The sequence below is a fragment of the Stutzerimonas stutzeri genome, from assembly GCF_051028275.1.
Lineage (GTDB): Bacteria > Pseudomonadota > Gammaproteobacteria > Pseudomonadales > Pseudomonadaceae > Stutzerimonas > Stutzerimonas stutzeri_AS.
This window is the reverse complement of sequence record NZ_CP069269.1, coordinates 1,798,137-1,821,989: the sequence shown is the minus strand read 5'-3', so window position 1 is coordinate 1,821,989 and position 23,853 is coordinate 1,798,137. Positions and strand designations below refer to the sequence as shown.

At 59.5% G+C, this 23,853-nt stretch carries 23 protein-coding genes; 9 read left to right on the top strand and 14 right to left on the bottom strand.

The window, feature by feature from the left end; genetic code table 11:
* Positions 1 to 97: 97 nt before the first annotated feature.
* On the bottom strand, positions 98 to 1,048 hold the full coding sequence (locus JQR87_RS08445) for a putative 2-dehydropantoate 2-reductase (RefSeq protein ID WP_407290965.1): 951 nt from the start codon (positions 1,046 to 1,048) through the stop codon (positions 98 to 100).
* 271 nt (positions 1,049 to 1,319) lie between these two features.
* Between JQR87_RS08445 and JQR87_RS08440 the strand changes: the two genes are divergently transcribed.
* On the top strand, positions 1,320 to 2,396 hold the full coding sequence (locus JQR87_RS08440; protein ID WP_407290968.1) for a 3-deoxy-7-phosphoheptulonate synthase: 1,077 nt from the start codon (positions 1,320 to 1,322) through the stop codon (positions 2,394 to 2,396).
* A gap of 39 nt (positions 2,397 to 2,435) precedes the next feature.
* Here JQR87_RS08440 and JQR87_RS08435 read toward each other — a convergent pair whose 3' ends face one another.
* Positions 2,436 to 2,723: a GNAT family N-acetyltransferase gene (locus JQR87_RS08435; protein ID WP_407290970.1), complete on the bottom strand. Its 288-nt coding sequence runs from the start codon at positions 2,721 to 2,723 to the stop codon at positions 2,436 to 2,438.
* A gap of 415 nt (positions 2,724 to 3,138) precedes the next feature.
* Between JQR87_RS08435 and JQR87_RS08430 the strand changes: the two genes are divergently transcribed.
* Complete coding sequence (locus JQR87_RS08430) at positions 3,139 to 3,393, top strand: Lpp/OprI family alanine-zipper lipoprotein (protein WP_407290971.1); 255 nt, start codon at positions 3,139 to 3,141, stop codon at positions 3,391 to 3,393.
* Between the two features lie 72 nt (positions 3,394 to 3,465).
* Here the strand turns inward: JQR87_RS08430 and JQR87_RS08425 are convergent, their stop codons facing one another.
* The 3 genes from JQR87_RS08425 to JQR87_RS08415 all read right to left on the bottom strand — a co-directional run bounded on the left by JQR87_RS08425 (position 3,466) and on the right by JQR87_RS08415 (position 5,430).
* Positions 3,466 to 4,428, bottom strand: coding sequence for a L,D-transpeptidase family protein (locus tag JQR87_RS08425; protein ID WP_407290973.1), 963 nt, complete (start codon positions 4,426 to 4,428; stop codon positions 3,466 to 3,468).
* Positions 4,429 to 4,497: 69 nt separating this feature from the next.
* On the bottom strand, positions 4,498 to 4,779 hold the full coding sequence (locus tag JQR87_RS08420; protein ID WP_407290975.1) for a hypothetical protein: 282 nt from the start codon (positions 4,777 to 4,779) through the stop codon (positions 4,498 to 4,500).
* Between the two features lie 45 nt (positions 4,780 to 4,824).
* Positions 4,825 to 5,430 (bottom strand): arylesterase, encoded by a 606-nt coding sequence (locus JQR87_RS08415; protein ID WP_407290977.1) that lies wholly within the window; start codon positions 5,428 to 5,430, stop codon positions 4,825 to 4,827.
* 10 nt (positions 5,431 to 5,440) lie between these two features.
* Here JQR87_RS08415 and JQR87_RS08410 point away from each other — a divergent pair, with 10 nt between their 5' ends.
* The 5 genes from JQR87_RS08410 (at position 5,441) to JQR87_RS08390 (ending at position 11,510) form a co-directional block, all read left to right on the top strand.
* On the top strand, positions 5,441 to 6,127 hold the full coding sequence (locus tag JQR87_RS08410) for an ABC transporter ATP-binding protein (RefSeq protein WP_407290979.1): 687 nt from the start codon (positions 5,441 to 5,443) through the stop codon (positions 6,125 to 6,127).
* A complete protein-coding gene (locus tag JQR87_RS08405; protein WP_407290981.1) occupies positions 6,124 to 8,625 on the top strand; it encodes an ABC transporter permease in 2,502 nt (833 codons plus the stop codon). The genes JQR87_RS08410 and JQR87_RS08405 overlap by 4 nt, the downstream gene beginning before the upstream one ends.
* 65 nt (positions 8,626 to 8,690) lie before the next feature.
* Entirely contained in the window at positions 8,691 to 9,188 is a 498-nt protein-coding gene (gene greB / locus JQR87_RS08400; protein WP_407290982.1) for a transcription elongation factor GreB, read from the top strand.
* A gap of 302 nt (positions 9,189 to 9,490) precedes the next feature.
* Positions 9,491 to 10,441, top strand: coding sequence for a triacylglycerol lipase (locus JQR87_RS08395; RefSeq protein WP_407290984.1), 951 nt, complete (start codon positions 9,491 to 9,493; stop codon positions 10,439 to 10,441).
* 46 nt (positions 10,442 to 10,487) lie between these two features.
* The gene (locus tag JQR87_RS08390; RefSeq protein WP_407290985.1) at positions 10,488 to 11,510 is read left to right on the top strand and encodes a lipase secretion chaperone; all 1,023 of its coding nucleotides are present in this window, start codon (positions 10,488 to 10,490) and stop codon (positions 11,508 to 11,510) included.
* Here the strand turns inward: JQR87_RS08390 and JQR87_RS08385 are convergent, their stop codons facing one another.
* Positions 11,511 to 12,920 carry a transglycosylase SLT domain-containing protein gene (locus JQR87_RS08385; protein WP_407290987.1) on the bottom strand — a complete coding sequence of 470 codons (1,410 nt, stop codon included), beginning with the start codon at positions 12,918 to 12,920 and terminating at the stop codon, positions 11,511 to 11,513. It lies immediately after the preceding gene.
* Between the two features lie 160 nt (positions 12,921 to 13,080).
* Between JQR87_RS08385 and JQR87_RS08380 the strand changes: the two genes are divergently transcribed.
* Both JQR87_RS08380 and JQR87_RS08375 read left to right on the top strand, forming a co-directional pair.
* A complete protein-coding gene (locus JQR87_RS08380; RefSeq protein WP_407290989.1) occupies positions 13,081 to 13,893 on the top strand; it encodes a TatD family hydrolase in 813 nt (270 codons plus the stop codon).
* A gap of 104 nt (positions 13,894 to 13,997) precedes the next feature.
* The gene (locus tag JQR87_RS08375) at positions 13,998 to 15,470 is read left to right on the top strand and encodes a methyl-accepting chemotaxis protein (protein ID WP_407290991.1); all 1,473 of its coding nucleotides are present in this window, start codon (positions 13,998 to 14,000) and stop codon (positions 15,468 to 15,470) included.
* Positions 15,471 to 15,535: 65 nt separating this feature from the next.
* On the opposite strand, the gene JQR87_RS08370 is transcribed toward JQR87_RS08375, so the two are convergent.
* The 8 genes from JQR87_RS08370 to selD form a co-directional block, all read right to left on the bottom strand.
* Positions 15,536 to 16,333, bottom strand: coding sequence for an acyl-CoA thioesterase (locus JQR87_RS08370; RefSeq protein WP_407290993.1), 798 nt, complete (start codon positions 16,331 to 16,333; stop codon positions 15,536 to 15,538).
* 97 nt (positions 16,334 to 16,430) lie between these two features.
* A complete protein-coding gene (locus tag JQR87_RS08365; RefSeq protein ID WP_407290995.1) occupies positions 16,431 to 18,452 on the bottom strand; it encodes a transglutaminase TgpA family protein in 2,022 nt (673 codons plus the stop codon).
* Positions 18,449 to 19,411, bottom strand: coding sequence for a DUF58 domain-containing protein (locus JQR87_RS08360; RefSeq protein ID WP_407290996.1), 963 nt, complete (start codon positions 19,409 to 19,411; stop codon positions 18,449 to 18,451). The genes JQR87_RS08365 and JQR87_RS08360 overlap by 4 nt, the downstream gene beginning before the upstream one ends.
* A 32-nt stretch (positions 19,412 to 19,443) precedes the next feature.
* A complete protein-coding gene (locus JQR87_RS08355) occupies positions 19,444 to 20,361 on the bottom strand; it encodes an AAA family ATPase (protein WP_407290997.1) in 918 nt (305 codons plus the stop codon).
* Positions 20,362 to 20,530: 169 nt separating this feature from the next.
* Positions 20,531 to 21,133 (bottom strand): flavin reductase family protein, encoded by a 603-nt coding sequence (locus JQR87_RS08350; RefSeq protein ID WP_407290999.1) that lies wholly within the window; start codon positions 21,131 to 21,133, stop codon positions 20,531 to 20,533.
* 89 nt (positions 21,134 to 21,222) lie between these two features.
* Positions 21,223 to 21,501 carry a hypothetical protein gene (locus JQR87_RS08345; RefSeq protein ID WP_407291001.1) on the bottom strand — a complete coding sequence of 93 codons (279 nt, stop codon included), beginning with the start codon at positions 21,499 to 21,501 and terminating at the stop codon, positions 21,223 to 21,225.
* Between the two features lie 27 nt (positions 21,502 to 21,528).
* The gene (mnmH, locus tag JQR87_RS08340) at positions 21,529 to 22,635 is read right to left on the bottom strand and encodes a tRNA 2-selenouridine(34) synthase MnmH (protein WP_407291003.1); all 1,107 of its coding nucleotides are present in this window, start codon (positions 22,633 to 22,635) and stop codon (positions 21,529 to 21,531) included.
* Positions 22,635 to 23,669, bottom strand: coding sequence for a selenide, water dikinase SelD (selD, locus tag JQR87_RS08335; RefSeq protein WP_407291004.1), 1,035 nt, complete (start codon positions 23,667 to 23,669; stop codon positions 22,635 to 22,637). The genes mnmH and selD overlap by 1 nt, the downstream gene beginning before the upstream one ends.
* Positions 23,670 to 23,853: the final 184 nt, after the last annotated feature.

Genomic DNA, 23,853 nt, shown 5'->3' with positions numbered 1-23,853 from the left:
CTCAACGCTCGAGCGGACATCTCCTCGCTCTGAACAAGCTTAGCAGCCGCAACGGACCGATTATCGGACGGAGTCACCACCCGTGACGATGACTTTGTTAGCGGTTGTGAGCCGAGAGAAAACGCAGCATTTGATTAAGAGCTTCGGTCTTTGGCATGGCAAACCCAACACCTGCCGCCGCGGCAAGTGTCGCAGCGTAGATTGCATCGAGTTCCATCGGACGCCCGTTCGCATGATCGTGATACATGCTAGGCAGGTAGTTAGGCATGTGGTCAGTGACAGCCAACATGCGATCCACTAGCCCATCAGGCAGCGGATGGCCACAGGCGGCAGCGGCACCGCAGGCTTCCAGCATGATCGATCTGATCAGCCCCCGGCTGTCCGGGTCAGCCATCAAGGCTTCAGTTCCCGCATTGAGCAACACTGAAAGCCCGTTATAAGGCAGATTCCACACTAATTTCTGCCAGCGAGCCTGGTCAAGATTGGCGGCTGGATTGGAATCGACTCCCACCGCACGGAACATCGCTACGCCCTGCTCAACCAGTGCATGCTGCTGTTCCGAGTGTTCAGTCGGCCCCGAATGGTAGCCGATGTTTACGCCACCAAGCGCCTGGTGCTCTATGACACCCAATGCCGAGCGGTGCACACAGATGAAGCAGAGCCCACCAAGCAAGTGAAGGTAGTCTGGAAGCATCTGACGCAGGTCGGTCTCTACTCCCAGACCGTTCTGTAACACAACGACCTTTGCATCTTCCGTTGCCGCCTCGACGATCAAAGGGGCCAGCTCTGCATTACTGGTGCTTTTCGCACCGATCAGCAGCCAATCGCATTTGGGCATGTCCGCTGCGCTGCGGTAGGCCTGCACCGAATCCAAGTGCAACGAACCATGCACAGTGCTGTTCACCTGCAAGCCATTCTGTTTGACCGCCTCGTACTCGCTACGCAACAGAAAATGCACGTCGTAGCCAGCTCGGGCCAACATCAACCCGTAGAAGCCGCCAATGGCGCCAGAGCCGATGATTCCGATTCGGGGTTTGGGTAAGGTCATACAAGCTACTCCAGCTGCAGATCGACGGGGGTCCCGCAAGGGCACGCTAAAATCAGCCACCTTATCAGCGTCCCCGTCCAGCGCACAGAGGCCGCGCAGTCAGATCAAACTCGATAACTGCCGTCGATATTGGGGTCGTGTTACGACCTCAAGGTCATTGTCGAGGTGACGCAATACGCGATAAGGTTCCGCTCCCGCTGCGCCTCTATAGCTCTGCTCCGCCGCACCGGGATTGGTTGGCGGACGGTACTGTGACCTTGACGAGAACACGATGGCTGATTTACCGATTGATGACCTAAACGTTTCCTCTAACGAGACACTCATCACGCCGGAGCAGTTGAAGCGTGAGATACCGCTGACCGGTACCGCGTTGAAAACCGTCTCCGAAGGGCGCCAGGTAGTACGTAACATTCTGGACGGCAAGGATCATCGCCTGTTTGTCGTGGTAGGTCCCTGCTCCATCCACGACCTCAAAGCCGCGCATGAATATGCCGAACGCCTCAAGCAACTGGCCGAGAGCGTCTCCGACAGCTTGTTCCTGGTCATGCGGGTTTACTTCGAGAAGCCCCGCACAACGGTCGGCTGGAAAGGCTTGATCAACGATCCTTACATGGACGACTCGTTTAAGATCCAGGACGGCCTGCGGATCGGCCGGCAATTGCTGCTGGATCTTGCAGAGATGGGCCTGCCAACCGCTACCGAAGCGCTGGACCCCATCTCACCGCAATATCTGCAAGACCTGATCAGCTGGTCGGCAATTGGTGCGCGCACCACGGAATCTCAAACGCACCGTGAAATGGCTTCGGGCCTGTCGTCCTCGGTGGGCTTCAAGAATGGCACCGATGGCAGCCTGACAGTTGCAATTAACGCGCTGCAATCGGTTTCCAGCCCGCATCGATTCCTCGGTATCAACCAGTCCGGCGGTGTTTCCATCGTCACAACGAAAGGTAACGCCTACGGTCACGTAGTGCTGCGAGGCGGTAACGGCAAGCCGAACTATGATTCGGTGAGTGTGGCGGTATGTGAGCAGGAATTGAACAAGGCTGGGATCAAACCCAACATTATGGTGGACTGCAGCCATGCAAATTCAAACAAGGATCCTGCCCTGCAACCTCTGGTGATGGATAACGTGGCCAATCAGATCATCGAGGGCAACAACTCGATTGTCGGCCTGATGGTTGAAAGCCATCTAGGCTGGGGTAACCAGCCCATTCCAAAAGACCTCAACGATCTGAAGTATGGCGTCTCGGTCACAGACGCCTGTATCGACTGGGACGCTACCGAAAAAGCCATTCTGGGTATGCATAAAAAGCTGAAGGACGTATTGCCGAAGCGCGTACGCAACTGACGCCCCCTAGTCTAGAAAAACGCCGCTTGCGGCGTTTTTTTATTCCTTGTCGACGTCACCGGTGGAACTCTGCCGCTCGATATACCACTCCACATACGAACAGGACGGAATAACCGTATAGCCTTCCCGAGCGGCGTAATCCAGCGCGTGCTGCGTCAGAACGGCCGCGACGCCCCGGCCGCGAAGCGCGTCGGGGACGAAGGTCCGGTAGATATCCAAGGTTTGTTTCCCAAGATCAACATAAGCCAGGTAAGCGCGATTGCCGTCCACCGTGGTCTCGAACTGGTGGCTCGTTCGATCATGATGAATAGTTAGCTTGTCGGTCATCTCGCCTCCTGTGCAGGCTGGACCTGCCTTAGTAGGAAGTTACGTGCGCTACCCGCACGCCTTCCAAGTTCTTATTGTTAGCTGGACGGAGCATGCTACCGCCAGAGAAGACTTGGCTTCAATTCTAATATCGCTGCTGCGCGCGGTAGGCAAACAGAATGCGATCCATTGGCAGACGTCATGCCAGCTGCAACTTTTCGCATCTTCTGACGGTCCATGTTTCGAGTGCGGCGGCTGGCTTTGATGATTTTTCGATCAGCCTGGCTAGCGAAAACCGTACAACGATATGAGCATGCAGAAAAATTGCATTAGCAGCTGCCTGGCTCAGTTTACTTAGCGCAACTAATCGGTAGTATGTGCGCGCCAACTTTCCATAACGGAAGTTGCCATGGATTTCATCCTTAAGGGGAACACGATGAACAACGTTCTGAAATTTTCTGCTCTGGCTTTCGCCGCAGTTCTGGCTACTGGTTGCAGCAACAGCATGACCAAAGAAAGCGAAGCTCGCCTGACCGCGACCGAAGACTCCGCTGCCCGCGCTCAGGCTCGTGCTGATGAAGCGTACAGCCGCGCCGACGAGGCTCTGCAGGCTGCTCAGAAGGCCCAGCAAACTGCTGACGAAGCCAACGAGCGTGCGCTGCGTATGCTGGAACGCGCCAGCCGCAAGTAAAGCTTCAGGCGACGAAAAAAGCCGACCTGCAATCAGGTCGGCTTTTTTGTGGACGTCACAATATCGGCCGAACTAGAAAACAGGCTCCTCATGGTTAGCCAGCGCCTGCCCTTGCTCGGCGATCTGGATCGGTAAGCCATCCTCTCCAGCAATGATGTCTCGAACCATCTCCCAATCCAGCTGCAGTACGCCTGCCGTTTCGTCTCGCTTCAACAGCGTGTTGATGACCACGGCATGCTTATCCATCAACGTCATGTGCTTGTCTTCGTCCTGCAGAGGGGTGTGAGCTTCCAGGTACACCTTGCCTTGGCTTACACCAAATTTATAAGGCTCATCGATGATGCGTACCGGCGTTCCGACCTTTACCAGTCCAGCCAGCTCGAGCACGTTGTGATTGAGCATTCTGAAACAGCCATGGCTCACCCGCATGCCAATGCCAAATTTTTTGTTCGACCCATGAATTAGATAACCGGGCAGAGCCAAGCTCATCTTATAGGGACCAAGCGGATTGTCCGGCCCTGGAGGTACGACCTTTGGCAAAGGGTCGCCTTCGGCCGCGTGCTCGTCGCGGATAGACTGCGGTGGGTACCACGCCGGATTGCTGATCATTGCCGTAATGTGTGTATTGCCTACCGGGGAGCCCCAACCCTCGCGCCCGATGCCGAGCGGAAAGGTATGAACGACGTTCTGGCCCTGCGGATAATAGTAAAGTCGGTACTCGGCCAGATTGATCACGATCCCTTCACGCGGGCCGGGCGGGAGGATGTAACGCGTCGGCAAGATGATGTCGGTTCCCTCCCCCGGCAACCAGGGGTCCACACCGGGATTGGCCGCAACCAGCTCCAGGTAACCCAGGTCATGCGTTTCACCAAGCGCCGCAAATGTATCTTCGTACTTGGCTTTGATCACCTGAATCTGGCCAACCACGTCCTCTCCCTCTGGAGGCAGAGGTAACTCAAGCGCAACAGACTGACCGGCCGAAAATAAAGCTGCGAATGACACACTGGTTGCGACTGCAAACGCACGCGAGAGCATTCAGGGAATTCCTTTGGAAAAGTGTTCGTGTTACCCGCGATTGTACTCGAAGCGTTGACGGGCGCGGAGTTACCAGGCGCTGACGGCAGACGGAAGGCCTTTACGCTGCGCGCTTAGGGCATCGCGGCAGGCAGGACAGAGACGCCGATCTTTCAAAACCGTCCGTTCGATGTCTCTCCAGCGCGGGCGCGCCGGAAGGAAACCACCACAGAGCGTGCGATCAACCTGCCCGCTCAACTCGAGTTGCCGTAATGCCAGGTGCAGCCGATTTTCGCGACAGGCAAACAGGTCGAACTGCTCGTCGGGAACAATGAGGCGATAGGCAAAAAGGGTCCAGGCTGGGCGCGGCATCTGAGGCTCCGATTCGTGGGGCGCGACAGTAGCCGCGCGCGCCGCTCAAAGCAAGGGCTCAAGCACCGGCCAGACGTTGTCCAGGAGCCTTTGCTGGGCGCCTGCTGTGGGATGGATGCCATCCGCCTGCATCATCCCCTCAACCCCGCCGACACCTTCGAGCAAAAACGGCACGTATGGTAGGTCCCGCTCATCAGCAAGGGAGTCGAACGCCTGGGCAAAAGCGCTCGTATAACGTTGTCCCAGGTTTGGTGGCAACCGCATACCGAGCAGTACCACCTCCGCATCCGCCTCGCGCGATAACTCGACCATGGCCGCGAGATTCCGGTTCAGCTGCGCTGGCGGCTGACCCCGCAGTCCATCATTGCCCCCAAGCTCGATAACCACAACTTCCGGATCGTATTCCTCAAGCAGTGCGGGCAGCCTTGCCAGGCCACCGCTACTGGTGTCGCCACTGATGGAGGCGTTCACAACGCGATAATCGTATTTCTCTGTATCAAGGCGTTGCTGCAGCATATGCACCCAGCCCTCACTGGTTTCCAGCCCGAAAGCGGCGCTGATACTATCGCCGACCACCAATACCGTTCCTGCCATCGCGCCTTGAGCCCAGCACAGCAACACCAGGACCCCACTTCTCAGCCAATCTCGCATCGGAATCTCCATGAGCGCCAGCATTCTTTACGCCCGGAACCTTAGCAAAGCGGTACCCAGCGCGGAAGGCGAGCTGGTCATACTGGATGATGTCTCGTTAAGCCTCGACAAAGGCGACAGCCTGGCAATTGTCGGCACATCGGGCTCAGGCAAATCGACGCTACTCGGCTTATTAGCCGGCCTGGACCTGCCCAGCTCTGGCGAAGTGCATCTCGCCGGTCATCTGCTCGGCGCACTAGACGAAGACCAGCGGGCACGTGTGCGGGCCGAACACGTCGGCTTCGTTTTCCAGTCTTTCCAATTGCTGGACAGCCTCAATGCGCTGGAAAACGTCATGCTGCCGCTGGAACTGCACGGTCGCCGTGACGCACAGGCGAAAGCCAACGCGTTGCTTGACCGAGTCGGGCTGGGGGCTCGCCTGCACCACTATCCGAGGCAATTGTCGGGCGGTGAACAGCAGCGCGTCGCTGTCGCTCGGGCATTTGCCGCAGAACCTGCGGTGCTCTTTGCCGACGAGCCAACCGGCAACCTCGACAGCCACACAGGCGCAACCATCACTGAGCTGCTGTTCGAACTCAACAGGGAGCGCGGCACGACACTGGTGCTGGTCACCCATGACGAGCGACTCGCAACACGCTGCCAGCGCTTGCTGCGCCTCGAGGGCGGCCGTCAGCTGCTGGACGAGCAGAGCCGATGAGACAGGCACCCTTTGGCCGACTGGCTTCGCTGGCGCTGCGCCAGCTGTTGCGCGACGCGCGCGCCGGTGAGCTGCGCGTCCTGTTCTTCGCGCTGTTGATTGCCGTTGCGGCCAGCACTGCCATCGGATATTTCGGCGCACGCCTGAACGACGCCATGATGCTGCGCGCGACCGAGTTTCTGGGTGCAGATCTGGTGCTACGCGGCAGCGCGCCCGCTGAACCTCAGCAGATCGAAGCGGGAAAGGACCTAAAACTAGAACACGCTCAGGTGGTGGAATTCTCGAGCGTTGTCGCAACGGAAGACAACCTGCAGCTAACCAGTGTCAAGGCCGCCGACGATAACTACCCCTTGCGCGGCGAGCTTCGCAGCGCAGCCGCACCATACCAGCCAGAACAGCCCGGACCAGGCCCCCTGCCGGGCGAAGCCTGGGCCGAAGCCCGACTGTTTGCCGCTTTGAACCTGCAAATCGGCGATCAGATCGAGGTAGGCAACAAGCCGTTACGCCTGACCCGCGTGTTGACCTACGAACCTGATCGTGTCGGCGATTTTTACAGTTTGACCCCACGTGTCCTGATGCATCTGGACGATCTCGACGCGACCGGCGTAGTACAGCCTGGCAGCCGCGTGCGCTATCGAGAGCTCTGGCGCGGCTCGCCCGGGCAGTTGTCTGCTTATCAAGAGGCCATCAAAGCTGAGCTTCAGCCCCATCAACGCATCGAGACGGCAAAAGATGGCAACCGCCAGATCGGCGGGGCGCTGGGGCGCGCCGAGCGCTACCTGAACCTCGCCAGCTTGGCCGCCGTGCTGCTTGCAGGCGTGGCAGTGGCTCTGTCAGCAGTACGCTTTGCAGCACGTCGCTTCGATGCCAGTGCGCTCTTGCGCTGTCTGGGGCTGTCGCGCCGCGAAGCGCTGGCGCTGTATACGTTGCAACTGGCCTACCTGGGCCTGGCTGCCAGTTTGGCTGGCGCCTTGCTCGGCTGGGCGGCGCAGCACGGGTTGTTCTTCCTGCTGCGAAACCTCGTGGTCAGCGAAGTGCCTCCGGCCACGCTGTGGCCGGCCCTCGCGGGGATCGCAACGGGTCTGGTTGCGCTGGCCGGTTTCGCCTTACCGCCCCTCGCCGCGCTGGGACGCGTGCCACCGCTGCGGGTTCTGCGCCGCGACATGCTACCGATCCCGCCAAGCTCCTGGCTGGTTTACGGGGCTGCCGTTATCGCCCTTGGTTTGATCATGTGGAGGCTCAGCCTTGATCTAAAGATCACCGTCGCGCTGCTAGGCGGCGGGCTGCTCGCCACTGTCATTCTCGGCGGACTGCTCTTGTTAGCCTTGAAGGGGCTGCGTCGCCTGCTATCGGGCGCATCGTTGACATGGCGGCTGGGGCTTAGGCAACTCCTCCGGCATCCGCTCGCTGCTGCCGGGCAATCGCTGGCGTTCGGCCTGATATTGCTCGCGATGGCGCTGATTGCCTTGTTGCGCGGCGAACTGCTCGATACCTGGCAGGACCAGCTGCCTGAGGATGCACCCAACCACTTCGTATTGAATGTCCTACCTGCTGACCGGGACGCTTTCGCCGCGCGCATTGAGGCTCTTTCTGATTATGCCGCCCCGTTGTATCCGGTAGTGCCGGGCCGCCTTGTCGCGATCAACGGCGAACCGGTTCGCCAGTTGGTAAGCAAGGAAAGCCGAGGTGAACGTGCAATTCAGCGCGACCTGAGCCTGACCTGGGCACAGCAGCTGCCGTCCGATAATCGGTTAACAGCAGGCCAGTGGTGGGGTGGAAAGAAAGGCGAACTACCTGGCGTTTCGGTGGAAGCTGAGCTGGCCGAGAGTCTTCAGGTCGGATTGGGTGACCGGCTCAGCTTTACGGTCGGCGGGCTTACTCGTGACGCCGTAGTGACGAGCTTGCGTGAAGTGAATTGGGATAGTTTTCAGCCCAACTTCTACATGATTTTCGAGCCGCAGACCTTGCAGGACGTGCCTGCAACCTACATGACCAGCTTCCATCTCCCTCAAGGCAAAGATCGGGAATTGGTGCAATTGGCCCGGGATTTCCCATCCGCGACGATATTGCAGGTCGAAGCGTTGCTCAGCCAGTTGCGCAGCATCCTGGCTCAGGTGTCACTGGCAGTTGAATACGTATTGATGTTCGTGCTTGCGGCAGGCCTGGCCGTACTGTTCGCGGGGCTGCAATCAACCCTGGACGAACGCATCCGCCAAGGCGCGTTGCTGAGAGCGCTAGGAGCAGAGCGGAAACTGTTGCTCAGAGCCAGACGCGCCGAGTTCGGCATCCTCGGCGCCGCCAGCGGTGTACTCGCAGCACTTGGCTGCGAACTGGTCAGCGCCCTGCTCTATCATTTTGTCTTCAATCTTCGCTGGCAGCCTCACCCATGGCTGTTACTGTTACCCCTGATAGGCGCACTGCTGGTTGGAGCGGCCGGGGTGCTGGGCACGCGGCGAGCATTGAATGCCAGTCCTCTGAATGTGCTACGTGAAAACTGACCGGGCGAGGCAGCACCTTTGGCACCCTTTGAAATGCGCAACCCACGCCGGGAGTGGAAGAACCCATGAGCCGCTACCGTCCGCCTCGCCCTGCCGGCACTCCCCTTATCACGCCCGAAGGCGAGGCGCGGCTGCGAGCCGAGCTGCACGAGCTTTGGCATGTCAGACGTCCCCAAGTGACCCAGGCGGTCAGCGAGGCGGCGGCGCAGGGAGACCGTTCGGAGAACGCCGAGTACACCTATGGGAAAAAAATGCTGCGCGAAATAGACAGTCGCGTACGTTTTTTGACCAAAAGGCTGGAAAAACTCAAGGTAGTTGCAGAAAGACCCAGCGATCCGGGTAAGGTCTACTTTGGCGCTTGGGTAACAATCGAAGACGAAGATGGCGAACAGGCGCGTTACCGCATCGTTGGGCCTGATGAGCTGGACTTGCGCCAAGGGTTGATCAGCATCGACTCGCCCCTGGCTCGGGCGCTGGTCGGTAAGCCACTCGATGCCGAGGTACAGGTTCAGACTCCGACCGGACCGAAGCTATGGTACATCGTCTCAATCGAATATCCGTGACCCAGGAGTTTAATTCCGACTGAACAGTCTCGATCTCCACTGAAACACTTGTCATCGTCCGACAACTTGCTCAAACCTCTACTTAACTACTCAAGCTCTGTTTCATCCGGTAACACGCCAAGCGATCGAACCAAGCGGCCCATCTTTATCTCGCGTCCGATATGCCCTGCCCAGAGCGGACGCTTTGACTAACGCAGCCGTTGGCATGATTGCTGCGCTAGTTGCACCTGCAGTACGCGCAGCGCGCGGTGGATGGCGAGGGATTGCCCAACTTCCGGCCCACCTTACTGATCGAGTGCACCATGAATAAAAACAAAACTCTGCTCTCCCTCTCCCTTAGCTTCTCTCTCGCTTCCTTGACGTTAGCCAGCCAGGTACACGCAAGCCTTTTCAACTCCAGCGGTTATACACAGACGCGTTATCCCATTGTCCTCGCACATGGAATGCTTGGCTTCGACAGCCTTCTTGGCGTCGACTATTGGTACGGCATCCCGAGAGCGCTACGGCGTGACGGTGCGGAGGTTTACGTGACCGAAGTCAGTCAGCTCAACACCTCGGAGCTACGGGGAGAAGAATTGCTCGCCCAGGTTGAGGAAATCGTTGCAATCAGTGGAAAGTCGAAGGTCAACCTCATCGGCCACAGCCACGGCGGTCCGACCGTGCGTTATGTCGCTGCGGTGCGACCGGATCTGATCGCCTCCGTCACGAGTGTCGGCGCACCACACAAGGGATCGGATGTGGCCGACTTGATCCGCAAAATCCCGGAGGGCTCAGGAGGCGAAGCGATTATCGCCGGGATAGTCAACGGGATGGGTGCGCTGATCAATTTCCTGTCGGACAGCTCCAGCAGCGCACCGCAAAACTCTTTAGGTTCACTCGAGTCGCTCAATAGCGAGGGTGCAGCCCGCTTCAACGCGAAATATTCCCAGGGAATCCCGACCAGTGCTTGTGGTGAAGGCGCATATAGCGTCAATGGTGTCCGCTATTACTCCTGGAGCGGAACCAGTCCGCTAACCAATCCGCTGGACGTCAGTGACACGCTCATGGGCGCTGGCTCCCTTGCGTTCGATGAGCCAAACGATGGCTTGGTCGGGCGATGCAGTTCGCACCTTGGCAGGGTCATCCGAGACAATTACCGCATGAATCATCTGGACGAGGTCAATCAAGTACTGGGCCTCACCAGCCTGTTCGAGACCGACCCGATAACGGTCTATCGCCAACATGCCAACCGCTTGAAGAACGCCGGTCTTTGATCTTCACCGGGGCGAACCGCCCCGGTTATCCCGCAGGACACCGTAGATGAAATCATTTGCTGCACTGTTTCTGATGGCGCTAACCATCGGCATCGCGAACTTCTGGCGTACCCCGGACGCACCGGGACCAGCCCAAGCAACCACTGACAAGTCGCCTGAGATGCCCCATTCGGCCCTACCTGCCGACAACGCAGCCCAGCGCTCAGATGAGCTGAACCGTCAAGTCGCAGATCTTCAAAGAATGCCGCCCTCGTTTGCCGGCACCCAGGTCGATGGCCAGCTGCGAACCGACGCCGACGGCAACTTCATTATCGATGCACAGGTTCGGCGCGTCTTCGACTATTTCCTGGCTGCCATCGGCGAAAACACCGTCGAAATAAGCGTTACCCGACTGCGTCAGTATATTGAGCAGCAACTGGCTCAGCCTGCAGAAGCTCAGGCGCTAACGCTACTGAGTCGGTATCTGGACTATAAGCGGCAGTTGCTGGTTCTCGAACAGGAGCACAACCACCCGGCCAGCCTGGACGCCATGCGCGCACGGCTGCAGGCCGCTCAAGACTTGCGCGCCGGGGTCTTCGGCGATCAGGTGCACCATGCGTTGTTCGCACTGGAAGAAGCAGCGGACCGCTTCACGTTGGACCGGCTCGCGATTCGCCAGGACCGCAGTCTGGATGCTGCAGCGAAAGGGGCCGCAATCGACCAGCTACAAAGCGGGTTACCCTCCGAATTGCTGGACAGCTTGGCGCCGCAACTGCAAGCCGAGCTGCATGAGCAGACCCTGGAACTCAAATCCAGGGGCGCGACTCCAGGGCAGATCCGAGAACTTCGCCAGCAATTGGTCGGCACTGCCGCGACCGCTCGCCTTGAACAGATGGATCGCAGCCGCCAAGACTGGAAGCAGCGCGTCCAAGCCTATAGAGCGGCTAAAATCCGCATCGAAGCTAGTCGCGGTCTAAGTGACGCCGACAAACTCGCTTCGATTGGACGCCTCTCGACTGAACGATTCGATGAAAACGAGCGTTTGCGACTGGAAGCCGCAGAACAGCTGCTCACAGCCAAGGCTGACTGATCAATTGGACGCGCTTTGTGGCCCGCCCTCGAGCAGATAACGTTCTCGATTGTATGCCAGGTAATATTTGTTAACCGCATTGACGTAGCTGACCACTCCCATGCCCATGGTCGACATCGCAACCCGCTCGACCTGGAAGAACCACTGATCGGGGTTCAGCCCTCGACGGCGGGCCTCTGCTCGGAGACTCTGAACCCGCTGCGGCCCGAGGTTGTATGCCGCCAGCACGAACGCCATGCGTTCACGTTCATTCAATCTGGGGCTGGAAAAGAACGATGTGCGAATGTTCGCCAGGTATTTCGCGCTAGCGAGAACATTGTCGTCCAGCTCGCCGATGTTTTTTACGCCCATGCTGCGAGCGGTTGCAGGCGTCACCTGCATCAGGCCGGTGGCTCCCGACGCACCGCGTGCGGATGGGTTAAGCGTCGACTCCTTGAACGCCAGCGCTGCCAAGTTGAGCCAATCGATATTCTGTTTCTCAGCATGCCGCTGCAGGGTCGGCCGCACCTTTTCCAGGCGCTGCCGACCTGTACGGTCTAGCGGATACTGCACTCGGTACAGCCTTCGGTAGACCCGAACAAATGCTGCATCCTGGTTATCCGGTGCACTATAAGCCTTCAGGAAACGATCGACGCTCGCACGCAACATACCCGCGTCTTTTCGCACAAACCAATGCATGTCGGCAGGATCACCCAGCTTGAGCTGGGACTCGATACGCAGTTTGGGCAATACCTTCTGCCAGCGTTCCGCAATCGTCTGCTCGACTACGGTGGCCGTATAGACACCTGCCTGTACCATCTCCAGCACGTCCTCAACCGCCAGGGTCGGATCGACCCACTCGATGACGATCGGCGACCGCCCGGCTTGCATCAAGGTCCGGTTTATCTGATCCAAGGCGGCGCCAGCGGCGCTGCCAGCCGATAAGGCCAAACTGCGTCCGGACAGCTGCTCAAAACTGTTATAGCGAGCGCTTCCTTGACGGGTCACCAACACCATCGAAACCTGACCCACTACAGGCCGACTGCGGCTGACCCGGCGCGCCGAACCTTGTTGCAAAAGTTCTCCTGGCGCAACCAGATCCCCCTCTCCCCGCTGCAGCGCACCCAGCAGTTGGTCTTTGGCTCTGGGCACCACCTTCAAAGTAATTGGGGGTCCCTTTGAACCCCGGTTGAGAAACTGCTCGAACGCACGCAAGCGGACGTACTCAACTCCGATGGCTTCGCCCCTGACCTCTCCAGAACTGTTGCGGCTCTGGTTGACCAGAACCCTAAGCACGCCGCTGCGGCGTATTTCCGCCAGATCGCGTACGGTGTCCGTAGACTGCCAGGCGGGCGGCCCCATCACCCGCGCGACCGCTGGCCAGGGTGCAAGCACCAGCACGCTAAACAGCAACAGAAGAAGTCGGATCATGTCGGGTTATCGACTCGGGTGAGGCAAAGTACAGGGCAAGCGGCGAAGATTCTCACAGCTACCTAATGAGCGGCCAGCATCACAACTCAAGGAACGCTGAAGATTCCTTTCAAACCGATGATTTTTCACATTAGCTTTTCACTTCGTAAGCGAGACGACCATGCAGCTTGTCGACATCGGCGTTAATCTGACTCACCCGACCTTTGCAGGCGATCCCCGTGCGGTCGTGGAACGCGCCTATGCAACAGGCGTCACCCAGCTCGTCTTGACGGGCACCAGCGTTAGCGAAAGCGAAGCGGCATTGAAATTATGCCGAGCGCTGGACGAAAGCGGAAAACGGCTGTTCTGCACCGCAGGCATTCACCCCCACGACGCCGGACAATGGACCTCCGAGACCGGAGCGCAGCTCAGGGCACTGCTCACCGAAACCGAGGCGCGGGCGGTGGGTGAATGCGGACTGGATTTCAACCGGGACCTGTCACCCCGCACTCAGCAGGAGCGCGTTCTGGAAGAGCACCTGCAGCTGGCCGTCGAGACAGGCCTACCCGTGTTTTTGCACGAGCGCGACGCAGATCAGCGCATGGTGGAAATCCTTCGTCCGTTCCGTGACCAGCTCAGCGCAGCCGTTGTGCACTGCTTCACCGGTGAGAAACGGGCGCTCTATGCGTATCTTGATCTCGATCTGCACATTGGCATTACCGGTTGGATCTGCGATGAGCGCCGTGGCACTCACCTTCATCCGCTGGTTCGGGATATCCCGGCGACCCGGTTGATGCTTGAAAGCGATGCACCTTACCTGCTCCCACGCACACTACGGCCCAAACCCAAGGGTGGCCAGAACGAGCCAGCGTTTCTCCCTGAAGTCCTTCGTGAAGTCGCCCGGCACCGTGGCGTAAGCGAAGATGCGCTGGCACTCAGCACGACCCGCTGCGCGCAGGACTTCTTTCGAATCGAGCCGTTGAAACAACTGTAACGGGTTCAAGCCAGACACTTTTCGGCCGTTAACAGAACGGGTTCATATAATGGCGCCGCCGAATAACGAACCGTTCCGGTCATCGACACTAAGAAGAGCATGCAATGGCTTTATGGATTCGCGATCTCTCACTGAAGTACAAGTTCTGGGCTCTGAACCTGGTAGCGTTTGCCACTACGCTACTGCTGGTACTCTTTGCGCTGCAGCTTGAACAGCAATCGCGAAGCGACGCCGCGCAGACCAATGCGCAGCAACTCGGCGCACTGCTGCAGAGCTGGCCTGAAGGCGCAACGTTGCCGCAGCACCCGGACATCCGCGCCTTCCAAGCCGGACAGTCCATTGCCATCGAAGGCCATCCTGTCAGCGCTCGCCAAGGCTGGGTTCAAGTCGAGCACGATCGACTGCTCGCCACCACACCGGTGATTGGAGTCCAGTTGGTACCCAGACCGGGCGGTGAAACCATTGCCGTAATGGCGCATGCGTCCAGTGTTATCCAACTTCTTGCACAGCATCTTTTCAGCTACGCCGCCGCTGTCGCCGTGCTGATGTTGATGCTTCTAGCGGCTTCGCAGTTGTTGATCCATTTCCTGCTCAGCCATCTCAATACACTCAAGAACGTCATGGTGCACGTTGAGCGCAGCGGCGACCTGTCGGTGCGTGTACCACTGGATAGCCGCGATGAAGTGGGCGAAATGGCGGCTGCGTTCAACGCAATGCAAGCGGGTTATCACCGCATCGTCAGCACCGTTGCACAGGCCGCGACACGCCTGGACGAAGGCGCCGCCCGGCTGGCGTCGAGCATGGGTGAGGTCCGCCATGGCATGCTCGGCCAGCAGAGCGAAACCGACCAGGCTGCAACTGCCATCAATGAGATGACCGCGACTGTCCACCATATTGCCGAACATGCCAAAGAAACCCGCGACCAGTCGCAGAATGCAGATCGCCTGGCCGGAAGCGGTCAGGATGTCGTCGGACGAGTCGAGCGATCGATAGCCAACCTGTCGCAGGGCGTCCAGCAGACTGCAGAAACCATCGAGCAGCTCGCTGCAGACAGCCAGAAAATCAACGGGGTGGTCAGCGTCATTCACAGCATCGCTGAACAAACCAACCTGCTGGCCCTTAACGCCGCAATCGAGGCCGCGCGTGCCGGTGAAATGGGTCGCGGCTTCGCAGTGGTCGCGGACGAAGTTCGGAGTCTGGCCAAACGCGTCCAAGTGTCGACCGACGAAATCACGCAAATGGTTTCCGGGCTACAGGGCATGACCCGCGACGCAGTGGAATTCATGCAGGAGAGCTCGATCAAGGCGGACGACTGCGTACGGGAAGCGCGCGAGGCAGGTGTTGCACTTGAAGCCATCACTGCTGCCGTCGCACAAATGCGTGACAGCAATACCCAGATCGCCGTGGCAGCAGAGCAGCAGAGCGAAGTGGCCGAGGAACTGAACCGGTCGGTCACCGGCATCCGCGACGTCACCGAGCAAACCGTACAGCAGACGGTTGCGTCGGCGAATACCAGCGCCGAGCTGGCATCGCTATCAGGCGAGCTCAGTAAGGCGATTCTTCAACTGAAGCTCTAGCCGTCTATGCTGCACGAGCGAGTGCATACCCTCGCTCGTGTTTCCTCGTCGAAGCTGTCTCTAACCTAGCCAAAGACGGTGACTGTCTGCCGACTCATTGCGATGAGCTCGCCATTGCCAGTCCACAATGCCGCAGAGCAATGACCATAACCGTCCTGCGCATGCTCGATCACGGCCCTGTACCTGCACCATTCTCGGGTGTCGAGTGTGGGCAGTGGCTGGACGAACTCGATCGTCCAGGTCAGCGAGCTACCCGGAGCGAAGCTCTTCAGGTGCGGCAATACGGCTGGAGGCCATGCGTCAACGAGGGCCAGCAGATGCGAAACGGTAACGGATTCCCTAACCTCATCGTCGCGCAGGCGAACCCAGCCGCCCATCTGACGCGACGTGTTGCCTGAAAATGGCAACCCACCGATCCCCCAGCGCATGGCCAGATGGCGGGTAAATTCCGGTGTAGCACCGCTGATATAAGGCAACTCCTGGCAGCTCTCCACCGGTGGTAGTTCAGGGGCCGGTTCAGCCCCGACCCGAACGGCAGACACACGCGAGGCGCCGAAGCTGCCCTGCACCAACGTCACTACCTGTCCGTTCTGGATGGCCCGGCCAAGTACTTGGCTCACAGCCTTGCCCTCACGCAGCACTTCGGCCTCGAAACTGACTGGCATATCGACCGCGAGCGGGCCCACAAAGGTAATGGCCAGCGACCGCACCGGGCGGTCATCGACTACCTGTGCCTGCATCGCCTCATAAACGAGCGCTGCAGCCAAACCACCGAAGCCCGCCCGCCCTTGCCCCCAGCTGGCAGGCACGACGACATGCTGGGGTGTCTCACGCACGGCTTGAATCAGTTCGGACAGGTTCATTCCCCACCTCTACTCGTTCTAATTGGATAGATCATATCGCCCTGGCAAGGGCTCGAGCGATGCTCAATGAACGGTGATATCGAGTCATTGCGGGTAGCTATAGCCCTTCCCTGCCGGCCTCATCCTTGCGCGCGACGATACTGGTGCGCCATGGCAGCTGACGCCGAATCCTGCTGAGCGCGGCGTTCATCTCAGCCCGGCTGGCCGATTGCCCTGCATAACGTGCATGCTCATACAGGCGAGCAAACTCCAAAATAGGACCCGCTGCGGCTGGCAGCCGTTCTGCTGCGCGCTGCGCGAAGTCACGTGCGCCCTCGCCTGGCGCTAGTGCAATGCCCTGACGTGCTAGCAGCCGTTCGAAGCGATGAAACTGGCGTAACTGTGCATCCCGCTCACGGCGCCAGGGCTTGAGCAGCAGCAGTCCCAGTACCGCCATTAGCAGCGCTCCAATCGCGATCGTCAGCAATCCGAGCTTGCGCGGGTCGGCTTTGCCAAACAGTCCCTGCAACACCTCCAGCTGGCGTTCGCCCTGGTAGTTAAGGACCCAACGCTGCCAGCCGTAATTCAGGCTATCCCAGCCAAACCGCAAGTCGTTCAGCCAGCCAACGTCGCGATAACGCCGAAGATCCAGCAAGGCGTCCTGGATCAAGTCCTGCTCCGTTGCAAGCGCCGCCTCCAGCCCTTGCTCGATTCGCTCGGGCGCGACCTGAAAAGTCGGATCGACGCTGATCCAACCGCTAGCTGCATCCCAGTATTCTACCCAGGCATGGGCGTCCAACTGACGCACCGTCAGATAATTGCCCGACGGGTTGATCTCACCGCCCTGATAACCTGCCACCACACGGGCGGGGATGCCGGCGGCACGCAGCACGAAAGTCATCGCGCCCGCATAATGAATGCAGAATCCGCTCTGGGTATCGAACAGGAAGCCGTCGACGATGTCCTCGCCAACGGGTGGCGGACGTAGCGTGTAGCGATAAGGCTGCTGGTTGAAATGGCGGAGCAACGCCTGCACCGTAGCTTCAGCCGTCTGGTGCTGACGGCGCAGGTCTGCCGCCCACGCCCTGCTGCGTAAGTTGCCTTCAGGCGGGAGTTCCAAAGCCCTGCCCAGCACTTGCGGCCCGGCGTTTGGCTCGCGGAGCGCCTGCGGCCAGGAGGTCGCCCGGTACAGCAGCGGTTTTTCTACTGTGCGGGGCCGCTCCAGGTGAAAGTCGGCCATCAGTCGCGCGTCGCCGGACTCAAGCTGTGCCACATCCAGAGCATAGAGCCAGGGCCGCCCGCTGGGCTGCATGACAACGCTGTACTCAACAGGAGCACCACGTGGCGACCATTCCGGCGCCTGTGGCAGCTGGGACAAGAAGGACTGCGACCAGCGCCGCCCATCGAAACGTTCAAAGGTAACCGCCCGCCAGTAAAGTTTGTCGCGTTCCGGAATGGGGCCTTCGAAGCTGGCACGAAACGCAAGCGCGCTCGAGCGGCTCAGTTCCGCAATATCGCCCGGCGACATGCTATCGGCCAAGCCGGTTACACCGCGGTCTTTGGGTTGTGGCAAAGACCAGAGGGGCCCCAGGCGCGGAAACAGGACGAAAAGCACCAGCATCAGCGGGATGGCCTGGAGCAGCAATGAGCCGGCTGTCCTAAGCGTCGGCCATGGATGTGTACCCGCAGCACTCTGCTGCAAGCCGATCATGGCCGCTAGCAAGGCGGTGATCGGCGCTAGGCTATAAACGCCGGCTAGCAAGCTGTCGTTGAACAGGTAGCTGGTGACGACAGCAAAAAAGCCCAGGAAGACCAGCACCAGCGCATCGCGTCTGCTGCGCATTTCAACCAGTTTTAGTATGAACGCAGCAATCAGCAGCACCACGCCAGCGTCCAGCCCGATCAAGCTACCGCGCGACAGATAAACGCCAAACGCGGCGCCAAGCATGAGCATGGCCTTGGCCCATGCACGCGGGTAACGAGCACGCATGCGGAAAATCTGAACGCGCCAGGCGGCGCAACCGACCCAGAGGCCAATGATCCACAACGGCAGATGGCCCAAATGCGGCAGGATCACCAGCACCTGAGCGATCAGCAGCCAGAGGAGACCGTTGCGCGGGATGGGCTGAATGGTGCTCATCGCTTGTCCTCGGCCTGCTGACCAAACAGGGCCAATTCACGCAGACAGCGGCTGCAATGTTCATTGCCAACTGCCGCCTCAAGGGTGGCTCCCGAAACGTGCAGCGCAAAGGGTTGCTGACGCGCCGATAGCTCTACCACCCAATAGCAGAGCAGCGACAAGCGGGACTCGATATCGCCGTCGAGCATGTCGAAGTCGAGCAACGGGTCCTCTCCGGCCAGCGCACTGAAGTCTTTCACCAGCAGCCCTTGGCCGCGCGAGAAAGCTTTCCAATTCAGGCGTTTTCGTGAGTCGCCCGGCTGCCAGGGCCGCAAACCCTGATAGTCATCAATGCCGGCACCAGACACGCGGGCCCCTTCGTCCTCCCCCTCGTCAATCCCTCCAGACTGCGGCAGATCCCCTTCAAGCGGGCGTGGGTAAACCAGTGTGCATAGCTGCAGATCGACCCAACTCCACGCCACCAGAATGCCCAGCGGGAAACGACTCTCAACCCGCAACCGCCCAGGCCGCAACCAGCCACGTCGTTCGGTTGGCAGGCTCAGCTCCAGTTCGCAGGTCCCGCCGGCTGGCACGTCGACCTGTTGCAGACCACTTTGGGGCCATCCGACCGAGACGGATTGGTAGAGACGCCCTCGGCTTTCCAGACGCACCCGCAGACGCGCCTGCTCATCCAGAAATACCGGTTCAGAACCGCCTGCCTGCAGCACCAGGCCCGCCAGATTTCGCCATGTATGAAGAATCGCAACAACGAATACCGACCCAAGCAAGAAGGTCAGCGCATAGGCCAGACTGTTCTGGTAGTTGATCGCTGCGATGAGCATCAACAGCAACGCCAGGATATAGGTCATACCGACAGCGGTCGGCATGATGAAAATGCGTCGCTGGTCGAGGCGCACGCTCGGGCCTGGGGGGATCCGCTTCAGCAGCCAGCGATCGCGTATTCGCGGTAGCACTCGCATGGACGCCTCCCCTCAGGCCTGACCAGGCAGCGTCACAGCGCCGGAATTTCGCGTAGCAGCCATTGCACCAGAGCACCACCGCCGTGGCCTGTGGCATCGGCACGCTCGCGCAACCGGTGTCCCACCACGGAAGGCAGCACCGCCTGGACGTCCTCGGGGATGACGTAATCCCGCCCGTCGAGAAAGGCCCATGCCCGTGCTGCAGCCAACAGCGCAAGGCTGGCTCGAGGCGACAAGCCCCACGCGAACTGTGGCTGCGTGCGAGTCGCCTCAACCAGCCGCAGCACGTAATCGACTAATGCATCGCTGACGCGTACATCACTCACAGCGTCTTGAATCGCCGACAGCCCGGCACGGTCCAGCTGGGGTTGAAGTCGGGTTAGTAGGTCACGGCGCGAGTCGCCGAGAAGCAGCGCTTTTTCCGCCGCCTTGGCTGGATACCCCAGCGACAGACGCATGAGAAAACGGTCGAGCTGCGATTCAGGTAACGCAAAGGTGCCACCGGAACTCACCGGATTCTGCGTTGCGATGACAAAAAACGGCTCAGGCAACGGCCGCGTCGCGCCCTCGATGGTGACCTGCCCTTCTTCCATGGCTTCGAGCAGGGCGCTCTGGCTTTTCGGCGTGGCACGGTTGATCTCGTCGGCCAGTACCAGCTCAGCGAAGATTGGGCCTGGGTGAAACACGAACTGGCCGCTGTCCTTGTCGAAGACAGAGGTACCGAGGATGTCGCCAGGCAATAAATCGGAGGTGAACTGGATGCGTTGAAATTCGAGCCCCATCACTTTGGCAAGTGCATGGCTCAATGTGGTCTTGCCCATCCCCGGCAGGTCTTCGACCAACAGGTGACCTCTAGCCAGCAGGCACGCCATTGCCAACTTCACCTGTGATTGCTTGCCGAGCAGTACCTCGTTCACCGCTCCCAGGCAGACATCCAATCTTGCACGCATGCGACTCTCCTTATTGGTTGCGCTGATCCTACTGACCGGGCGCGCTCAGGCAAAGCGCTGGAAATCCGCTGTGACGAAGTTGTGACTTCGCGCTTGGTCCTGGCCTGCCTGACTGGTAAGCGCCTCTTGTTTGGCCACAACATCTGACAGCCGCACGATCCTGTGGCGACTAGGGCCGCTGCATATCGAAACGCTCACGGGTGTAGCTATAGGTTGCGCCACCAAGACGGCCGACAAGATCGAGCCGCGCCGAATCGACTCGACCGCGTTCATCGAGCACGCTGTCATCGATATGCGCCAACAGGACTTCAGCGAAGATGAGCTGGCAATTGGGTGATTCGGCCGGGTACGGCAGGATCTGGGCAACGCGGCATTCGAAGGCAACCGGTGCGCCAGCCACTCGCTGCGCCTTGACTCGGATAGCCGGTTCGCTGGCGATTGCACAGTGTTCGAATTCGCTTATACCGTGAGGCAAAGCTGCAGCAGAAGCATTCATCGCTTCGGCCTGCTCAGCGTTGACGAGCTGCACCACCAGTTCGCCAGTGTCCCGCGCGTTGCGGGCTGTGTCCTTGGGCTGCCCGTCTTTGAGGCCGACGTTGATGAGCAGCGTCGGCGGATTGCTGCTGATGACTTGAAAGAAGCTGAAGGGCGCGAGGTTGCTAACGCCGTCCATCGAACAAGTCGAGACCCAGGCAATCGGTCTCGGCGTGACGGTCGATGCCAGCCAGCGGTAGGCGTCGATTGGCGCCAGCGTGGAAAAGTCGAGTTGCATGAGATGTCCTGACAAGACGGTCCGAAAGGCGAACAGAACCGGGAGTTGAATGTGGCAGCCAGAGCGGCTGCCACAGGAGTGCAGCGGAATCAGCGCCCAGCGCGTGACTCCCGTAGGTAGAAGCGCGCCTTTTTGGCTTTTTCGACGCAGCCTTCATAAGCCTCGAACTGCTGTTGAGTCTTGGCTCCGGTCAGAAGCGCCATCGCCTTGGAGTAACTCACGGTACCGGCAAAGCCTTCTGCTTCTGCCAGGCTCTGCTCTTCCCAGGCCGCGTTCAACTGCGACGCGCAGCTATCCCGATAGGCCGTTTTGCCGGCGCAGCCTGTCAGCGCCAACGCCAACAGCGACAAACAGATCATGTTTTTCATCGATACATCCTCGTTTTCGATTTCTGCTCACATTTGCTTGCTCGCAGCTCGAGCGCGCAAAAATTCGACCACGGCATCTTGCTCACCGGCAAACTCGATTCGAGACGCCTTGCTTTGCCGCTGGTATGCGTACATCGGGTCGTAATACTGCTTTAGTAACGCCTCGATCCAGCCACGATGCAAGTCGACTGCACCGGTGTTAGCCTGCTCCGCAAGTGCTTGGTCCATGATCGCCGCCAGGCGTTTGTAGCCTTCGCCGCCGAGCCGCTTGCTGATATTGACCAGGCTTTGCCGCAAACGCTCGGCGAAGGCAGCAAATCCGTTGCCGCCTTGCTCAGCGATGAATTCCGCGCAGAGGTCAACGACGTAATCCTTGAGGATTCGATCGACCCGCCCTTCCAAGCTGTCCTCCAGCCAGACCAGCGGATACTGCTGCATGCCCTGAAACAGGGGCAGCGGAATTGAGCAGCGCCCGACCAGGCGCGCCTCATCTTCAAGAACGAACTGTTTGGCGCCGGCAGCCTGCATTTTCAACAGGCGCACGGCGAGCATATTCTCAAAATCAATCTGCACCGGTTGGGGCGTGGCACGCTTGCCAAAGCTCGACCCACGGTGATTGGCGATGCCTTCCAAATCCACTGCGTGGTCGAGCCGTGCCAGCACTTCGGTTTTGCCGGTTCCGGTCATGCCGCCGACCAGAACGAAGTCATCCTGCACCGCCGCTTTTTCGATCACCTCCAACAGGAAGTGACGCATCGCCTTGTAGCCGCCGGTTACCCTCGGGTATTCGATACCGGCTTCGGCCTTGAGCCATTGCTGGACCAGTTGGGAGCGCAACCCGCCCCGGAAGCAATAGATGTAGCCGTGGGGATTGCTTTTGGCAAAATCTGCCCACGCCTGAATACGCTCAGCCTTGACCGCGCCACTGACAAGACGATGGCCCAGTTCGATCGCCGCCTGCTGCCCATGTTGCTTGTAACAGGTCCCCACCTTCTGCCGCTCGATGTCATTCATCAATGGCAGATTGACCACGCCGGGGAAAGCGCCTTTGGAAAACTCCACAGGCGCGCGCGCATCCATCATCGGCGTATCGTTGAGGAACAACTCTCGGTAGTTATCAGTATCGCCGCGCATCAACGGACCTCGACCGCAAACGAGCCGGCCTTGATAAGATCGCCGATCGGCTCGAGCGAAAGCCCAAGTTCCGCCGCGACCGAAAGAAATTCCCCCTCGCCTTCCGGAGCCACCGCTACCAGCAACCCGCCACTGGTTTGCGGATCGCACAGCAGCTGCTTATGACGTTCATCGAGCGCCGCAATGCGTTCACCGTAACTCTCGTAGTTGCGGCCGGTGCCACCCGGCACACAGCCTTGGTCAAGGTAATACTCGACGCTCTTCAGCCGAGGCACGCGGGCGTAGTCGATACGTGCGGTCAGTCCGCTGCCGTCGGCCATTTCCACCAGGTGGCCAAGCAGCCCGAAGCCCGTGACGTCGGTCATGGCGCGCACGCCTGAAAGCTTGCCGAAACGACTACCCGGCGAGTTCAAGGTACACATCCAGTCGCGCGCCAGCCCCACGTCCTCCGAACGCAATTTGGCCTGCTTTTCCGCAGTGGTGAGTATGCCTATGCCCAATGGCTTGGTCAGGTAGAGCTTGCAGCCAACCGATGCCGTGTCGTTACGCTTCATCTGGCTCTTGTTGACCAGCCCCGTCACAGCCAGGCCGAAGATAGGCTCGGGCGCGTCGATGGAATGCCCACCGGCCAGCGGAATGCCTGCCGTATCGCATACCGCTCGCCCACCCGCGATGACTTCACGAGCCACCTCCGGCGGCAGTACATTGACGGGCCAACCCAAAATGGCGATAGCCATCAGCGGGTCACCGCCCATGGCGTAGATGTCACTGATGGCGTTGGTGGCGGCGATGCGGCCGAAATCGAAGGGATCATCAACAATCGGCATGAAGAAATCGGTGGTTGATACCACACCGCGTTGTTCGTCGATGCCGTACACGGCGGCATCGTCGCGGGAGGCATTGCCGACCCAAAGACGCGGATCGAGATGCTGGGCGCCGCTGCCCGCAAGAATCACGTCCAGCACCTTGGGCGAGATCTTGCAGCCGCAACCGGCACCATGGCTGTATTGAGTAAGGCGGATCGGTTCGCTCATCTGGACGGTCTCGTGATGCTGGCAAAACGGGCGCAGATTGTAGCAAGAAGGCCAGGCACTCGCGGCATCCTGGCAATGCAGGACGAGGCTTGGAAGTAAGCCGAGGGCAACACGACGACCATCTGCACCTGCGCACACTTTCCGATTGTCAGAAGACTTGAAGCTTAATGCGGTTAGCATGAAG

Excerpts from the sequence above, each read along its gene's own strand:
- JQR87_RS08445 (WP_407290965.1), bottom strand. The coding sequence starts at position 1,048 with ATGACCTTACCCAAACCCCGAATCGGAATCATCGGCTCTGGCGCCATT.
- JQR87_RS08440 (WP_407290968.1), top strand. The coding sequence starts at position 1,320 with ATGGCTGATTTACCGATTGATGACCTAAACGTTTCCTCTAACGAGACA.
- JQR87_RS08435 (WP_407290970.1), bottom strand. The coding sequence starts at position 2,723 with ATGACCGACAAGCTAACTATTCATCATGATCGAACGAGCCACCAGTTC.
- JQR87_RS08430 (WP_407290971.1), top strand. The coding sequence starts at position 3,139 with ATGAACAACGTTCTGAAATTTTCTGCTCTGGCTTTCGCCGCAGTTCTG.
- JQR87_RS08425 (WP_407290973.1), bottom strand. The coding sequence starts at position 4,428 with ATGCTCTCGCGTGCGTTTGCAGTCGCAACCAGTGTGTCATTCGCAGCT.
- JQR87_RS08420 (WP_407290975.1), bottom strand. The coding sequence starts at position 4,779 with ATGCCGCGCCCAGCCTGGACCCTTTTTGCCTATCGCCTCATTGTTCCC.
- JQR87_RS08415 (WP_407290977.1), bottom strand. The coding sequence starts at position 5,430 with ATGCGAGATTGGCTGAGAAGTGGGGTCCTGGTGTTGCTGTGCTGGGCT.
- JQR87_RS08410 (WP_407290979.1), top strand. The coding sequence starts at position 5,441 with ATGAGCGCCAGCATTCTTTACGCCCGGAACCTTAGCAAAGCGGTACCC.
- JQR87_RS08405 (WP_407290981.1), top strand. The coding sequence starts at position 6,124 with ATGAGACAGGCACCCTTTGGCCGACTGGCTTCGCTGGCGCTGCGCCAG.
- greB (WP_407290982.1), top strand. The coding sequence starts at position 8,691 with ATGAGCCGCTACCGTCCGCCTCGCCCTGCCGGCACTCCCCTTATCACG.
- JQR87_RS08395 (WP_407290984.1), top strand. The coding sequence starts at position 9,491 with ATGAATAAAAACAAAACTCTGCTCTCCCTCTCCCTTAGCTTCTCTCTC.
- JQR87_RS08390 (WP_407290985.1), top strand. The coding sequence starts at position 10,488 with ATGAAATCATTTGCTGCACTGTTTCTGATGGCGCTAACCATCGGCATC.
- JQR87_RS08385 (WP_407290987.1), bottom strand. The coding sequence starts at position 12,920 with ATGATCCGACTTCTTCTGTTGCTGTTTAGCGTGCTGGTGCTTGCACCC.
- JQR87_RS08380 (WP_407290989.1), top strand. The coding sequence starts at position 13,081 with ATGCAGCTTGTCGACATCGGCGTTAATCTGACTCACCCGACCTTTGCA.
- JQR87_RS08375 (WP_407290991.1), top strand. The coding sequence starts at position 13,998 with ATGGCTTTATGGATTCGCGATCTCTCACTGAAGTACAAGTTCTGGGCT.
- JQR87_RS08370 (WP_407290993.1), bottom strand. The coding sequence starts at position 16,333 with ATGAACCTGTCCGAACTGATTCAAGCCGTGCGTGAGACACCCCAGCAT.
- JQR87_RS08365 (WP_407290995.1), bottom strand. The coding sequence starts at position 18,452 with ATGAGCACCATTCAGCCCATCCCGCGCAACGGTCTCCTCTGGCTGCTG.
- JQR87_RS08360 (WP_407290996.1), bottom strand. The coding sequence starts at position 19,411 with ATGCGAGTGCTACCGCGAATACGCGATCGCTGGCTGCTGAAGCGGATC.
- JQR87_RS08355 (WP_407290997.1), bottom strand. The coding sequence starts at position 20,361 with ATGCGTGCAAGATTGGATGTCTGCCTGGGAGCGGTGAACGAGGTACTG.
- JQR87_RS08350 (WP_407290999.1), bottom strand. The coding sequence starts at position 21,133 with ATGCAACTCGACTTTTCCACGCTGGCGCCAATCGACGCCTACCGCTGG.
- JQR87_RS08345 (WP_407291001.1), bottom strand. The coding sequence starts at position 21,501 with ATGAAAAACATGATCTGTTTGTCGCTGTTGGCGTTGGCGCTGACAGGC.
- mnmH (WP_407291003.1), bottom strand. The coding sequence starts at position 22,635 with ATGCGCGGCGATACTGATAACTACCGAGAGTTGTTCCTCAACGATACG.
- selD (WP_407291004.1), bottom strand. The coding sequence starts at position 23,669 with ATGAGCGAACCGATCCGCCTTACTCAATACAGCCATGGTGCCGGTTGC.